Below are 13,450 nucleotides of genomic sequence, written 5' to 3'. Positions count from 1 at the left end.
TGCCGCTCATTGAAGCTCCTTGGTATTCGCTTGGGTCGCGGGGAATTCGATATGCATCCCTTCAGGCTTCCTAGATATATAAATTCTTGGGCTAGCAAACAATTGGGAGCCATCAAAATCGTAAACAATCGCGTCTCGAAGAACTACCTCACGCATTTTGCCGGTTTCGGAAAACACAGCCACCCAACCCGCATACACAATCTTGTTTTCGAAATCGCGAACGTGAACGTACTCGGAAGTTGCATCGGAAGAGTTGAACGTGAAGTCCCACACGTCTTCGTCACCATAAGTTTTCGTCGCCCCTATCGTCTGCAGAAATCGGGTCATCCATTTGTAATTCACGGCATAGAGCCAGATGATCCCGAGAATGAAGCCGACAACAGTGGCGATCGCGATCTGTAGGACAATCGCACTCGTCAAGAGATTCTGGCTCTCGACTTTTGACAGATCAATGATGATGAAATTGAATCCGAACAGCCAGTATCCTGCATAAACGACGACATAGCTGGCCATTCCGAAAAGAAACGACTGGAACACGAACTCGATCTGTGTCGGCCCGGATCTGGAGCCAAAGCGGGCATCAAGATGCGACCAGATCACCCCTGGTAGAAACAACAGCGCGAGCTGAATTAGGAACGGGCTAGGCGTCAAAGTATTCCCTCGAATCGAACAACATTTCCTTTAACATCTGCTCCGCGGCCATAAATGTGAAGACTCGCGATCTCGGCTCCGTCAGTGGCAGAGGGTTGCGGCGTCAGACATAGGTATTGGAGAACAGTTGTGCGATGGCGACCTCCGAAATTGGTACTGTTTCAAAGAGGTAAAGCAGAACTGGCTCGGATTTTCGGTCTCAGGAAACGGAGGTGCTGGCCTTGGCATGGATTTCGCGCGAAACTTACACGCCAACCTCAATGTAATTTTCGCGAACTTTGGCGACGAACAGATTACTGAGAGCAGCCATATTGAGAAGGTTTGCCTGGTGTCGGACGGCGTCGGCCGCGACAACATTAGTGACTTCACGACCAACCTGATCAAAGATTTTCTCTGCAAATACACAGAGACGTTTGCCGCGAAGCACTTGCCGCCGACGGCGGTACGAGAGGTTTGGGTTGAGCGGGCGCGTTTCAACTTCCAGACACAAACGTGGGCGCGAGCGAAATACAAGCTTCCATGGGTCAACGGGGATTATGTGATCCTGTCGCCTAAGGACATGCTTACTCGCGACGAGAACTGGATCAATAAGGATGATCTGATCGAGGGGTTCGAAAACATCCCCACCGCGATCCCCGACATACAATTGCGTGCATCCGTCTTCAACTACTTCGAAACGGAGCTAAAGCGCCGGCCTAAGCAGCCAGGAAAAAAAACAGCCCGAGCCAACAAAGAAGGAGCGTGCCAAGGCATGGCATCAAGGCAATCATTTATTTCACGGCGGTCGAGCTAGCAAAGGTCAAGAAGATCCTGAAAGATCTCAAATTGGCAGATAGCCCGGACGTCGTCCTGATCGATGCGCGACGTGACAATAAACCCTCCGCATCCAAAGCCGCCTAAAGGGAACCTCATCGTCCCGCAAACCACCATAACCTGGCGCCGCACGGCCACGAACTGAATATACTCTCTCAAGCGAGAGGGGTCATGTTGAATCTAAATCTTCGCTGCGCTTGACGAACTTTCCGTTCTAAAATTAGCCGATCTGCAATATCAAAGGCTCGACGGAGCGGCTCCGCGATCAAGGAGCCCAAGGGGACGTGAGTGAGCACAAAAGACACGCAAGTTCGAGTAGAAGCTTTCATCAAGCGATGGCAGGGCCAGGAAGGCGGCCAGGAACGGGCGAATTACGGCATGTTTCTCGTGGAGCTCTGCGATCTCCTCGGCCTTTCGCATCCCGATACAGCCAGCGCCAGCCATGAGAGCAACGATTACGTCTTTGAGCGGCTGCTGAAGGACACGGCCCGCGACGGGACCGTTTCCTACAAGCGCATCGATCTCTACAAGCGCGACTGTTTCGTGCTGGAGGCCAAGCAGAGCCGCATCACAGGTGACAAGAAAATCGGCGACGTGCCGCAGCCGCCGGGCATGGATAGCGCCCCGCGCGGGCGCCGTGCCAGCGCGGACCGCGCCTGGGACGTGCTCATGATGAACGCTCGCGCTCAAGCGGAAAACTATGTCCGTCTGCTTCCGGCCGCCCATGAGCCGCCGCCCTTCGTACTGGTCTGCGATGTCGGCCACGCCATCGAGGTCTATGCCAACTTCCGGCGCGATGGGAAGGCCTACGATCAGTTTCCGGATCGCCGCTCCTTCCGAATCTACCTGGAAGACCTGCGCGACGAGAAGATCCGCCAGCGGCTCACCGCCATCTGGACCAACCCGGTCTCGCTGGACCCCTCTCGTCATGCCGCCAAGGTCACTCGCGAAATTGCCACGCGCATTGCCAGTGTCAGCCAAGCGCTGGAAAAATCCGGCCACGCGACGGATGCGGTGGCTATGTTTCTAATGCGCATGCTTTTCACAATGTTCGCCGAAGATGTCGAGCTTTTACCGAAGGACTGCTTCAAGGAGCTCCTGAAGGACTGCGTGAAAAAACCCGAGATCTTCCCCGGCATGATGGAGGACCTCTGGAAGGCCATGGACGAAGGTGCATTTACCGCGACGATCCGGGAGAAGGTGAAGAAGTTCAACGGCGAGTTCTTCAAGAACCGCCGCGCGCTGGCGCTCGCCAAGGAAGAGATTACCGACCTACTGGCCGCCGCCAACCACGACTGGAAGGATGTCGAGCCGGCGATCTTCGGCACCTTCCTCGAGCAGGCGCTTGATCCCGCCGACCGTCGAAAGCTCGGCGCCCACTATACGCCCCGCGCCTACGTGGAGCGGCTTGTAATTGCGACCGTCATCGATCCGCTGCGCGCCGAGTGGGACAATGCCCGCTCAACGGCCGACCGGCAGAAGGCTGAGGGTAAGGCGGAAGCGGCGATCAAAACGGTTGCCGCCTTCCACGAAAAACTCTGCGAAACCCGCGTGCTCGATCCCGCCTGCGGCACCGGCAACTTCCTCTACGTCTCGCTTGAGTTAATGAAGCGGCTGGAAGGCGAAGTGCTGGAGGCGCTGGTAGACCTCGGCGGACAGGAAGGACTGGCGCTCGAAAGCCATACGGTCGACCCGCACCAGTTCCTAGGTATGGAGGTCAACCCACGTGCCGCGGCGATTGCCGAACTGGTGCTGTGGATCGGCCATCTACAATGGCATTTCCGCAACAAGGGTGTGGCCCCGTCCGAACCCATCCTGAAAGCGTTCAAGAACATCCAGTGCATGGATTCGGTCCTGAAATGGGATGGCTATCCCATGCCGAAGGTGGTGGACGGCCAGGAGACCTATCCGAACCCGCGCCGCCCAGATTGGCCGAGGGCGGACTATATCGTTGGCAACCCGCCCTTCGTCGGCGGCAAGGATATTCGCGCCCGCATGGGCGGCGGCTATGCGCTAGCGCTGTGGAAGGCGCACAAGCACATGAACGAAAGCGCCGATTTCGTCATGTACTGGTGGGATCGCTCGGCGGAAATCCTGATGAAGTCCAAGAGTGACCTGAAACGCTTCGGCTTCGTCACCACCAATTCCATCAGCCAGGTCTTCCAGCGCCGGGTGATGGAGCCGCATCTGAACGCCAAGAAGCCGCTCTCGCTCACCATGGCCGTGGCTGATCACCCATGGACCAAGGTGACCCGCGACAGCGCCGCCGTGCGCATCGCCATGACGGTAGCGCAGGCAGGCAGGCACGAAGGCCGGCTGCTGGAGGTGACGAAGGAGGAGGCGCTGGAGACAGACAGCCCGGTGATTTTGTTTGCGGAGCGGCAGGGCAAGATCAATGCGGATTTGACTGTTGGCGTGGATGTCACGAGCGCGGTGGAATTGAAGGCCAACATGGCCATCTGTTCACCTGGTATGAAGCTTCACGGCGCGGGCTTCATCGTGACTCCGGAAGAAGCGAAGCATCTTGGTTTGGGTCGCGTTGTCGGACTGGAAAAGCACGTGCGCGTGTACCGCAATGGTCGGGATCTCATGGATCGTCCACGCGGCGTCATGGTGATTGATCTATTTGGTCTGACTGCTGAGGATGTGCGCACACAGTTTCCTGCGGTTTATCAGCATGTGATGACGACAGTGAAGCCCGAGCGCGACAGTAACAATCGTGCTACCTATCGGGACAACTGGTGGATTTTTGGAGAAGCGCGGAAAGATCTGCGCCCCGCTTTGGCCAACCTCCCCCGTTACATCGCCACCGTCGAAACCGCCAAACACCGCGTCTTCCAATTCCTCGACGCCTCGATCCTGCCTGATAACAAGCTGGTGGCCATCGGTCTGAGTGATGGTTTCACGCTTGGAGTGCTATCCTCCCGCTTTCATGTGCCTTGGGCGATGCGCACAGGCGGTTGGCTCGGCGTCGGCAATGATTCCGTTTACGTCAAATCCCGCTGCTTCGACCCCTTCCCATTCCCCGCCGCCACCGACGAACAGAAAGCCACCATCGGCGCCATCGCCGAAGACCTCGATGCAGGTCGCAAGCGTGTGCTTTCCGAGCATGCGCATCTGTCGCTGACCGGGCTCTACAATGTGCTGGAGCGCCTGAAATCCGGTACGAAGCCGGATGATCTGAACGAAAAAGAGCGTCGCATTTTCGATGACGGCCTGCTGCTGATCCTGAAGGAGCTGCACGACAGGCTGGATGTTACGGTATCGCAGGCCTATGGCTGGCCGGTAGATCTTCCCGAGGAAGAGCTTCTGACCCGCCTGGTCGAGCTGAATCGGGAGCGGGCGAAGGAGGAACGGCGCGGGCTGGTGCGCTGGCTGCGTCCCGATTACCAGATCCCCCGCTTCGGCTCCGAGAAGGAAAAGGCCGAACAGATCGAGGCCGAATTTGGCGAGGCGGCGGCTGTCAAGGCCGGGCCGAAGCCGAATTTTCCATCAGCCGAGAGCGAACAGACTGCGCTGGTGATCCATGCGTTGATCGAGACAGGTGCATTTGCAGACGCCGGCGCCATCGCTGCGCGCTTCAAGCAGGGCCAGAAAGCGCGTCCGGCTGTCGCAGCCGTGCTTGCCTCGCTTTTCCGAATGGGCCTGGTTTCCACCGCAGACGGGAGAAGCTTCAGCTGGCGCCGTGTGGCGTAAACGTCGGTTCCTGAGATGTTAAGGTGGTCGTCAATTCACGGCTGCCTCTCAGGTCTTGAACGGATACGACCTTCGGCTCCTGCGCTTCTGATGTTAAGTGGCTTGAATTAAAAAGCATTTCCCTTGAGACCGATCCCAAACAGCAATCTGTCCCATAGCAGTGGACAGAAATCTTGGGTGCCGACTCAATAAAGCTTTTGGGAAACGCGCTCGGCCATGAAATCAATGAAGGCGCGAACTTTGGGCGCTCGTGCTGACATAGGGGGCCAGACGAGCGAAACGCTGCCACGTTCGTCCGTGTAATCTGCGAGGACAGCTTGAAGCCGTCCCGCCGCAATGTCTTCGCTTACGAGATAGCTCGGCGCCTGAATAATTCCCAAGCCACCCAGTGCGGCGGATGCAAGTGCCTCGCCGTCATTTAAAACGACAGAGGGCTTGATTGGCGTTAGTTGGAGTGAATTTTTGAACGCCCAAACTTCCGGCCGACCGGTGGTTGGAAAACGATAAAAAACACAGCAGTGATTATGGAGATCTGACGGAGTTTGCGGGGTGCCGCGGTGTGCAAGATATTCCGGCGAGGCGCACGTTATGAATGTGTGTGGTCCGATCCTCCGTGCGCGTAACGTCGAATCGTCCAGCTCACCTAGCCGCAGCACCACGTCATACCCACCATTGATAATATCAACCTTGACGTCATCGAGGCTGATCTCGGTCGTCACATCTGGAAAGCGGATGCGAAAATCGAGGAGCGCCGGCATGATGATCTTGCGACCTAAGACTGTGGGCACACTCACCTTAATGCGGCCTCGGGGTGCCTTTTGAACCAAGTGAAGCTCTTGCTCAGCGTCATGCAGTTCTTTCAATATGCGGGCGACGTATCGATATAGAATGTCGCCTTCCCCGGTCACGGCTAGCGATCTGGTCGTACGGTTCAGCAATCGCAGGCCTAGACGCGCCTCAAGTCGCTCCACCGCCTTTCCCACGGCCGATGCAGACAGACCAAGCTTCCTTCCCGCAGCCGCAAAACTTCCGGTTTCGACGGCGACTGAAAACGCGACGAGGCCGCTAAGGGATTCTATTGAGACGATTGAAGACATTATGTCCGGTATGATGCGACGAAGACCCCCATTCCGTCAACAGCCGCGATTCTCCAATATCAACAGCAACTGTTCGCGCAGACCGCTACTAGAACGTCGAGCTAAGCATTGGGAGGAAGTAATCATGTCTCACACTCATGCACGTGTCCCCCGTCGTTGATCATTCAACGCGCCGGGTAAAGGATCAAGCAAGTAATGACAGGATTGCGGCAGGTAATATTCGAACGCCTGAAAACGACTGCGATGGTGTGGCTCGCCGTCTACCCAAGCGTCCTTCTGATTGTTTGGATTGTAGGCGACTGCATGCAGGATTGGCCAATGCCGCTGCGAGTACTGGGCGCAACGCTCATGGTCGTGCCAATTGTCACAAACGTTAGCCAATCCGCAGTCAGGACAATTGTCGGCAAAATCGAACAGGTAATGGTGCAGTGGCAATCACGTAACCGGCTCTAGCCTCGTCCTTTCCGGACGGATACTCGAAAGCGGAAGGATCCACAGATATGACGATGCCCCTCGACAACATACCGAGCCGCAAAGCCTTCAATTGGATCAGCGGATCTCAATGCCAAGAAGGTCAGTTGAAACAGTCAATAGACCCAGCGACTTATAACGTAATCGGCCACTACCCCGACTACGGCCTTGAGGCAGCGAAATTTGCGGTGGCAGCAGCCTCTAAAGCCTTTCGCGAAACAATGTGGGCGCATGATCATGAATTACGGGCTCGTGTGCTCGACCAACTAGCGTGCGCCTTCGAACGCAATCGCGACAGACTACTCGAAATTCTGTCGTTGGAGAACGGCAAGGTAAAGGCTGAAGCTGCATTCGAGCTGGACATGGTTGCGAGCAAACTCCGCTACTCGGCAGCCACTGCCCTGGTCGAAGGTGGACGGGCATTGACACCAAAGCCCGGGAGCATCTCCGTGATCCTTCGGCAACCGATGGGAGTCGCGGCGGTCATTGCACCTTGGAACTCTCCGGTTATTCTGACGATCCGATCACTCGCCCCAGCGCTCGCTGCTGGTTGCACCACCGTCATCAAACTCCCGGCACAAGTCGCACAGACGGCAAGCGTCATGGCCGAGATTATGGCGGAAGCAGAGGATCTTCCGAATGGCGTGATCAATCTGTTTTTCGAAAGCGGTCCTGAGGGCTCCGCTTATCTCGTGGACTCGCCGGAGGTTCCAGTCGTCAGTTTCACCGGATCTACCCGTACCGGCCGAGCCATTGGCAGCGCCGGCGCGAGATACCTCAAACGTTTCGGAATGGAGCTCGGCGGCAAGACGCCGATGATCGTCTTTGACGATGCAGATCTTGATGCCGCCTTGCCGGCACTGGAAAAGGCGCTGACTGTCTTCAGCGGTCAGTTCTGCATGACGGGGTCCCGCTTGCTCGTGCAGGATGGAAAATATGAGGCCGTGCGCAACGGCTTGGCGGAGAGATTGCGCAACGTCAAGGTTGGCCCCGCCGCCGACCCCTCCAGCGATATGGGCCCGCTGATCGACCGCGCTAACGTTGCGCGGGTCGATGGTGTGGTCGAGGCCGCTATCGCAGCCGGCGCGAAGGTCGTCGAGCGGGGCGGACCCATCAATGTGGGTCCCCTTGCAAACGGCGCTTTCTTCCGCCCGGCCCTTCTGGAAGTCTCCGACAACAGTCTTGCTATCGTACAGGAGGAGACTTTTGGCCCAGTGCTGACGATTCAGCGGTTCTCTGACGAGGCGGAAGCGATCCGTCTTGCCAACGACAATGAGTACGGACTGTCGGCCAGCATCTGGACACGCGAGGTAGATCGATCCTTGCGCGTCGCGCAGGCGCTCGAAGCGGGCTCGGTGTGGATCAATGACTGGGCGAGGGTCTACGACGGTACCGAGGAGGGCGGATTCAAGCAGTCTGGCGTTGGCCGCTTGAACGGTCTGGCCGCGCTGGACGATTTCATCGAACACAAGCACATCGCGCTCAAGCCGGGCTTGGCGCAACGCTGACACCTCAATTCCCAAAGTCACTTAGAAGGAGGAATATACGATGTCTATCAATGCGCACGCTAAGAAGTTGTCTAAAGCCGAGCCTGCATCCCCCAAGTCACCGTTGGGGGTATTGCAGTCGATCCTGTCGAACCCGACTGACTTGGATTTCGTAAAACAATTCACGACGGACGATTTCATTTATGTTTCGCTGAACTATGAGCACGCGGAGCTGAAGCGGATTATGCCTTGGGCCGGTACCAACGAAGGTACCGAAGGGCTGGTTCAGACTTTTATCGATGTCGGCCGTTACTGGACGACAGACACCTTCGAAATTCAGGACAGCTTCGAAAATAAGAACGGAGCAGCGATCTTCGGCACGTTCACCTACACATCAAACGTTTTGGGCAATACGGTGACGTCGCCCTTTTCGGTTCTGGCGCGCGGTGAGAACGGCAAGCTGTCTTATGTGCAGTTTATGGAAGATACTTTCGCAACGGTCCGCAGTTTCAGAAACGGCGGCGAGTATTCCATCAAAGCGAACCCAGACGGGTCCGAAATCACTGTCTGAATGTAAGTCTGCCTCGCGGCAACGATCACTAACTTGATGTAATAGGTTTCGGGCAGCAAGTAATCGCCAGGCGAACTGAACGAAACTTCGGTCAGTTTTCGGCAAAACAACGCCGAAAAAACAATCCTGATCCTGCATGCGCTTGCTCACCTCTCGCAGGAGCGATGGCGCCTAACCGGCACGGCCTAGGCGTTATCGGCTAGACAGTGACTTCGCAGCGGCTGCATTTTTAGCTTCTTCGATGGAAAGGCGAACCGCTCGTTTCATGGCATCCTTCTCGCCGAATATCGCAACAAAAGCCGTGGCACCTTCCAAACGGGCTAACGTGTCAGTCGCAATGTCGCGAGCTACATCGACAGGCATGGCGCGGGACAGGATGCTCGACAGATGATCGCGATGCGCTTGAAAAAATGCTCGAACGGCATGCTTCGCAATCGGGGTCTCGTCACTTGTGCCGTAGGCTAGATGCAGACCTACGCATCTGCCGCGATCAGTGAGAGTGGTCGCGATAAATTCGATGACCTCGACGAATTCATCATCCCATTGCCCGGAGGCTGAGTCTCTTTGACCGAATGTCTCTTGCAAAGTGAGATCAAGTACCGCCGGAACGAGAGCTTCCTTATTGGGGAAGCGGACGTACAGCGATGATTTCTTCAGGCCCACGGCATCCGCGAGGTCATTCATCGACGCGCCTGCATAACCTTTTGATCGAAACAACTCCCTCGCAGTCGATACGATCGTTTCTCTCATGACTTTCATACGTCTTCTCCGAGCCAGGGTTCTCCGCATTTGATACAGGAAATCTAAGGGGTTGACAACCGACCGTTCGGTCGTATTTTACCTTCATTCGCGACTGTTGGTTTGTCGAATCCTTTGAGAAGGAGTTCTAAAATGGCCGTAAGCTACAAAACGCAAAAGGTACAAGACGTCGAGGTTTTCTACAGAGAGGCCGGTTCAAAGGAAGCACCAGTCCTTCTTCTGCTCCACGGTTTTCCGTCATCCAGCCATATGTTCCGTGATCTGATCCCGCTGTTGGCAGATCAATACCGCGTCATCGCACCAGACCTTCCCGGGTTCGGTCGAACGAGTTCACCTGAACGTGGAGAATTCCCTTACACATTCGATAAACTCGCCGCTGTCATGACGGGCTTCACAGAGGCACTCGGCCTCAGCCGCTATGCACTTTACGTTTTCGACTACGGTGCACCGATCGGGTTCAGGATGGCGACGGCCAATCCGGACCGAATCTCCGCCATCATCAGCCAGAATGGCAACGCCTACATCGAAGGGTTCAGTGATGCATGGACTGCGTGGGAGGCATATTGGCGTGACCCCTCCGCTCAAAACAGAGAGGCATGTCGGGCATCTCTGTCTCCTGGGGTGATCGAGAACTGGCAATACCGCACCGGGACATCAAAGGAGCGTCTTTCACCCGATGGTTATCAACTTGATATCGCGTTCATGTCGCGGCCGGGTGCTGAAGACATTCAACTGGATCTAATCCTCGACTACAGAACAAACATTGACCGGTATCGGGAGTTTCAGGCGTATTTTCGGGATCACCAGCCACCGTTCCTGGCGGTCTGGGGCAGACATGACCCAGCATTCGTACCCGCGGGTGCTGAGGCCTATAAGCGTGACCTGCCCACCGCGGAGGTCCATCTGCTCGATACCGGCCATTTTGCCTTGGAAACACATGCGGATGAGATCGCTCAGTTCATCCGGAGCTTCCTGATCAGACATGTCTAAGCTCGATACGACAGACGTCGTCGGGCTTGGCTCAAGTGGCCACTGAAAAGCGGACAATCGCGAAGCTTCACGGGGAGGACAGGTACGGGTTTTACGACCTATTCCAAGTGTTCCTGTTCAAGCAACGGAGTTTTGCACGTCTGGCACCTACAGGATGCCAGCAATCCCCGCGAAATAGTGTTCGCTTGTTCGGTTGGATCCGACGGTGTCCTTCGCAAATAACTTGAAACACATCAACTTATCCTGGTGGAAAGGAACAGATACATGATCAATCTTGAAGGCAAACGCGCACTGGTAACTGGCGGGTCGCGAGGCATTGGTGCTGCGATCGCATTGGCGCTGGCAGAAAACGGCGCGGATGTCGCGTTCACCTACCAACGCTCCGCCGAAAAAGCCTCGAAGGTAACCGAAGCGATCGAAAAGATGGGGCGTCGCGTGGCTGCAATCCAAGCGGACAGCGCCGACCCCGAGGCAATTGCTAGCTCAGTAAGCGAGGCCGTCTCCGCTTTGGGGGGGCTGGACATCCTTGTGAACAGCGCCGCGATTGGCCACAACGGCATGATCGTCGACCTGGATGTCTCAGCGTATCAGACCTTGATGGATGTCAATGTACGAGCTCCGGTCCTGTTCGCGAAAGCCGTCATCCCGCATCTCGGCAAAGGCGGCCGCATCGTCACAATCGGCTCGGCTCTGGGCGAGCGGGTACCGTTTCCCGGCATAACACCCTATGCAATGTCCAAGGCAGCACTCACATCCTTCACACGCGGTCTTTCGCGTGAACTTGGTCCAAGTGGTATCACCGTCAATCTCGTGCAACCCGGAGCAACCGATACTGAAAGCAACCCGGCGGACGGCCCGGCTGCAGACTTGCAGAAAAGCTTGACCTCCTTGGGACGCTACGGCGAACCGCGGGAGATTGCCAACGCTGTGGTATTTCTCGCAAGCCCGGCCGCGAGTGTCATCACGGGCGCTATTCTCACCGCAGACGGCGGTGCAATCGCCTGACTTGCTCGTGCAAGATTCTGATGGAGCGATGGTGCCCACCTTTTCGATCGCCCGGACTAACCGGCAACACACCATTTCGGTGGGCGCCATCTCCATGCTTATACCTTCCTCACAATAGGAGACCTCAATGGCAAAGCCTGAACTTTTCGTCACGGCCGGATACGGGCAGAAATTCCATGAGCTTTTGCACTTTTCACAAGCGCTCAAGATTGGTGATCGCATCGAGATCTCCGGCCAGGGCGGATGGAACGATGAACTCGAAATTCCGGAGTCAATCGTGACCGAGATCGAGAGAGCATTTGAGAATGTCCGGCGAACCTTGGCCACGGCTGGCGCGGACTGGAAGGATGTCGTCCATGTCAACTCTTATCACGTCGGAGGCTTTCCACCGATCGTGAACGAAACGATTGCCGGTCTTTTCCGTGAGTACATGCCCGATCGAGCTCCGATCTGGACGCAGACCGGTGTGGAAGCCCTTGGGCTCCCCGCCATGCGAATTGAGATCCGAGTCACTGCCATCCTGGAATGACTCTGGCGCCTACCACGGCTGCATTACGATGCAAAGGCTAGTCGCGTTTAGCAACGACCGACCCATGGCCAAAGCCTGTGACCGCCTTAATGCGATCAGAATCTCAGCCTCCCAAGGAGAATGTAATGAACACCGACAGTTGCCCCATTCCCACACCGCAGGAGCGCTCCTTCCTAGCCATCCAGCAAGCGGCCGAACAGACGATGCTTGAGAAGGTGTCGCGCGCCATCTCCGATGCGACAGCCGAAGTCACGAGGAACGTGCAAGACGCTGGTTTGGAATTTGAACCGACCAGTGAAGGCTACTTCATGTTCGCGGTTCAGCAGGCAACATTCGTGCGCCTTTGCGGAGGCAATCCGGATACGCTGCGGGGAGGAAACCCGGAGGTTGGCGAACATGTCATTCGGAACTGTCGCAACATCATTGACACCTATTGGAAGAGCCATACAGCACAGACCGCGGTGCCCTGAAAAGCACTTTCCTGTCCCAGGCAATCGGTCACAGCAATAAACGAGGACCATCATGAAATGGGAATACCTGACAGTCGACAAGACACTCGATAACCAGCAGATGAACGAACTTGGTGACGCCGGGTGGGCATTAGTTGCGGTCGTTTCACCAGCGCATTTCGTCTTTCATTATTTCTTCAAGCGGGAAGCTCAGCCGCTATAGCAACTATCGAAGGACTGAAGCGTTTACAGGCGTCTTGCCTTCTAGCAATGCAAATGGCGCCCGGTAGCACGGGCGGGACGACCGCGATCCGGCCCCGCAATCGCTGGGCAATCCCTTATCAGTGGAATTCAGCAGATTGGGCTGAGCGCTGCAAGTTGGGTTCATCGGTGAATGACAGTTAGCCCGTGCAGTTACGGAAAAGGAAGAACAGATGAAGGCTGCAGTCTATGGCAACCCTGGTGTTCCGGCCGTTCTTGAATCTGTCTATATGCCGGATCCTGCCTGCGGGCCGGGCGATGTGCTCATTGCCGTCGAGGCTATTTCCATTGAGGGAGGCGACCTCATTGGTGAATTGCACTGAGAGCTGACCCAGGCTCCACCCGCTTCATGTTTCGGACATGGTTCCGAAAGACCATGTGCATGGGCGCTGCCATCCACAAGACGGGCGGCGCGCGGATGGGAGAGACTCCGGAGATATCCATCAGTGCTCAATCGCTACAACAAGTTTGGGACGCGCCTAACCTCATCGTCACCGACGCCAGCGCCTTCCCCGGCAGTGGAGTTGCCGGCACCACCCTCACCGTCATGGCCCTGACCCTTTGCGCCTGCCGTCATCTCGTTGATGGAGAAGAGTATTCCTCTTAAAAAGGCTCTAACGCAGATGAGCAACTGCCCGATTACACCAGGTCTTGAGTGGAATCGAACCGCC

The 13,450-nt window shown here is 56.3% G+C and carries 13 protein-coding genes and 1 pseudogene; 11 read left to right on the top strand and 3 right to left on the bottom strand.

The window, feature by feature from the left end; translation table 11 throughout:
- Nucleotides 1–6: 6 nt before the first annotated feature.
- The gene (locus tag RWJ89_RS28125) at nt 7–651 is read right to left on the bottom strand and encodes a DUF6338 family protein (protein ID WP_316031790.1); all 645 of its coding nucleotides are present in this window, start codon (nt 649–651) and stop codon (nt 7–9) included.
- Between the two features lie 127 nt (nt 652–778).
- Here RWJ89_RS28125 and RWJ89_RS28120 point away from each other — a divergent pair, with 127 nt between their 5' ends.
- Together RWJ89_RS28120 and RWJ89_RS28115 are read left to right on the top strand one after the other, a co-directional pair.
- Complete coding sequence (locus RWJ89_RS28120; RefSeq protein WP_316031789.1) at nt 779–1,444, top strand: hypothetical protein; 666 nt, start codon at nt 779–781, stop codon at nt 1,442–1,444.
- Between the two features lie 308 nt (nt 1,445–1,752).
- A complete protein-coding gene (locus tag RWJ89_RS28115; RefSeq protein WP_316031788.1) occupies nt 1,753–5,160 on the top strand; it encodes a class I SAM-dependent DNA methyltransferase in 3,408 nt (1,135 codons plus the stop codon).
- A gap of 185 nt (nt 5,161–5,345) precedes the next feature.
- On the opposite strand, the gene RWJ89_RS28110 is transcribed toward RWJ89_RS28115, so the two are convergent.
- Entirely contained in the window at nt 5,346–6,257 is a 912-nt protein-coding gene (locus RWJ89_RS28110) for a LysR family transcriptional regulator (protein WP_131642984.1), read from the bottom strand.
- A gap of 500 nt (nt 6,258–6,757) precedes the next feature.
- Here RWJ89_RS28110 and RWJ89_RS28105 point away from each other — a divergent pair, with 500 nt between their 5' ends.
- Both RWJ89_RS28105 and RWJ89_RS28100 read left to right on the top strand, forming a co-directional pair.
- Complete coding sequence (locus RWJ89_RS28105) at nt 6,758–8,236, top strand: aldehyde dehydrogenase family protein (RefSeq protein ID WP_316031787.1); 1,479 nt, start codon at nt 6,758–6,760, stop codon at nt 8,234–8,236.
- A gap of 40 nt (nt 8,237–8,276) precedes the next feature.
- Nucleotides 8,277–8,786: a nuclear transport factor 2 family protein gene (locus RWJ89_RS28100; RefSeq protein ID WP_225510616.1), complete on the top strand. Its 510-nt coding sequence runs from the start codon at nt 8,277–8,279 to the stop codon at nt 8,784–8,786.
- A 192-nt stretch (nt 8,787–8,978) separates the two neighbouring features.
- On the opposite strand, the gene RWJ89_RS28095 is transcribed toward RWJ89_RS28100, so the two are convergent.
- Nucleotides 8,979–9,545, bottom strand: coding sequence for a TetR/AcrR family transcriptional regulator (locus tag RWJ89_RS28095; protein WP_017957028.1), 567 nt, complete (start codon nt 9,543–9,545; stop codon nt 8,979–8,981).
- Nucleotides 9,546–9,677: 132 nt separating this feature from the next.
- Here RWJ89_RS28095 and RWJ89_RS28090 point away from each other — a divergent pair, with 132 nt between their 5' ends.
- The 7 genes and pseudogenes from RWJ89_RS28090 to RWJ89_RS28060 all read left to right on the top strand — a co-directional run.
- Nucleotides 9,678–10,535, top strand: coding sequence for an alpha/beta fold hydrolase (locus RWJ89_RS28090; protein WP_316031786.1), 858 nt, complete (start codon nt 9,678–9,680; stop codon nt 10,533–10,535).
- A gap of 264 nt (nt 10,536–10,799) precedes the next feature.
- Nucleotides 10,800–11,540, top strand: a complete 741-nt coding sequence (locus RWJ89_RS28085) for an SDR family NAD(P)-dependent oxidoreductase (RefSeq protein WP_017957030.1) — start codon at nt 10,800–10,802, stop codon at nt 11,538–11,540.
- A gap of 127 nt (nt 11,541–11,667) precedes the next feature.
- Nucleotides 11,668–12,069 carry a RidA family protein gene (locus RWJ89_RS28080; RefSeq protein WP_128406154.1) on the top strand — a complete coding sequence of 134 codons (402 nt, stop codon included), beginning with the start codon at nt 11,668–11,670 and terminating at the stop codon, nt 12,067–12,069.
- A 125-nt stretch (nt 12,070–12,194) separates the two neighbouring features.
- A complete protein-coding gene (locus RWJ89_RS28075; RefSeq protein WP_017957032.1) occupies nt 12,195–12,539 on the top strand; it encodes a hypothetical protein in 345 nt (114 codons plus the stop codon).
- Between the two features lie 52 nt (nt 12,540–12,591).
- Nucleotides 12,592–12,741 carry a hypothetical protein gene (locus tag RWJ89_RS28070; protein ID WP_316031785.1) on the top strand — a complete coding sequence of 50 codons (150 nt, stop codon included), beginning with the start codon at nt 12,592–12,594 and terminating at the stop codon, nt 12,739–12,741.
- Between the two features lie 211 nt (nt 12,742–12,952).
- Nucleotides 12,953–13,102: a hypothetical protein gene (locus RWJ89_RS28065; RefSeq protein WP_316031784.1), complete on the top strand. Its 150-nt coding sequence runs from the start codon at nt 12,953–12,955 to the stop codon at nt 13,100–13,102.
- Between the two features lie 17 nt (nt 13,103–13,119).
- A pseudogene (locus RWJ89_RS28060) lies at nt 13,120–13,386 on the top strand (GMC oxidoreductase); the annotation flags it as partial.
- Nucleotides 13,387–13,450: the final 64 nt, after the last annotated feature.

The organism is Rhizobium sp. 10PS4, from assembly GCF_032464805.1.
Lineage (GTDB): Bacteria > Pseudomonadota > Alphaproteobacteria > Rhizobiales > Rhizobiaceae > Rhizobium > Rhizobium laguerreae.
Note: the sequence above shows the minus strand (reverse complement) of the source record. Positions and strands in the feature narration are given on the sequence as shown.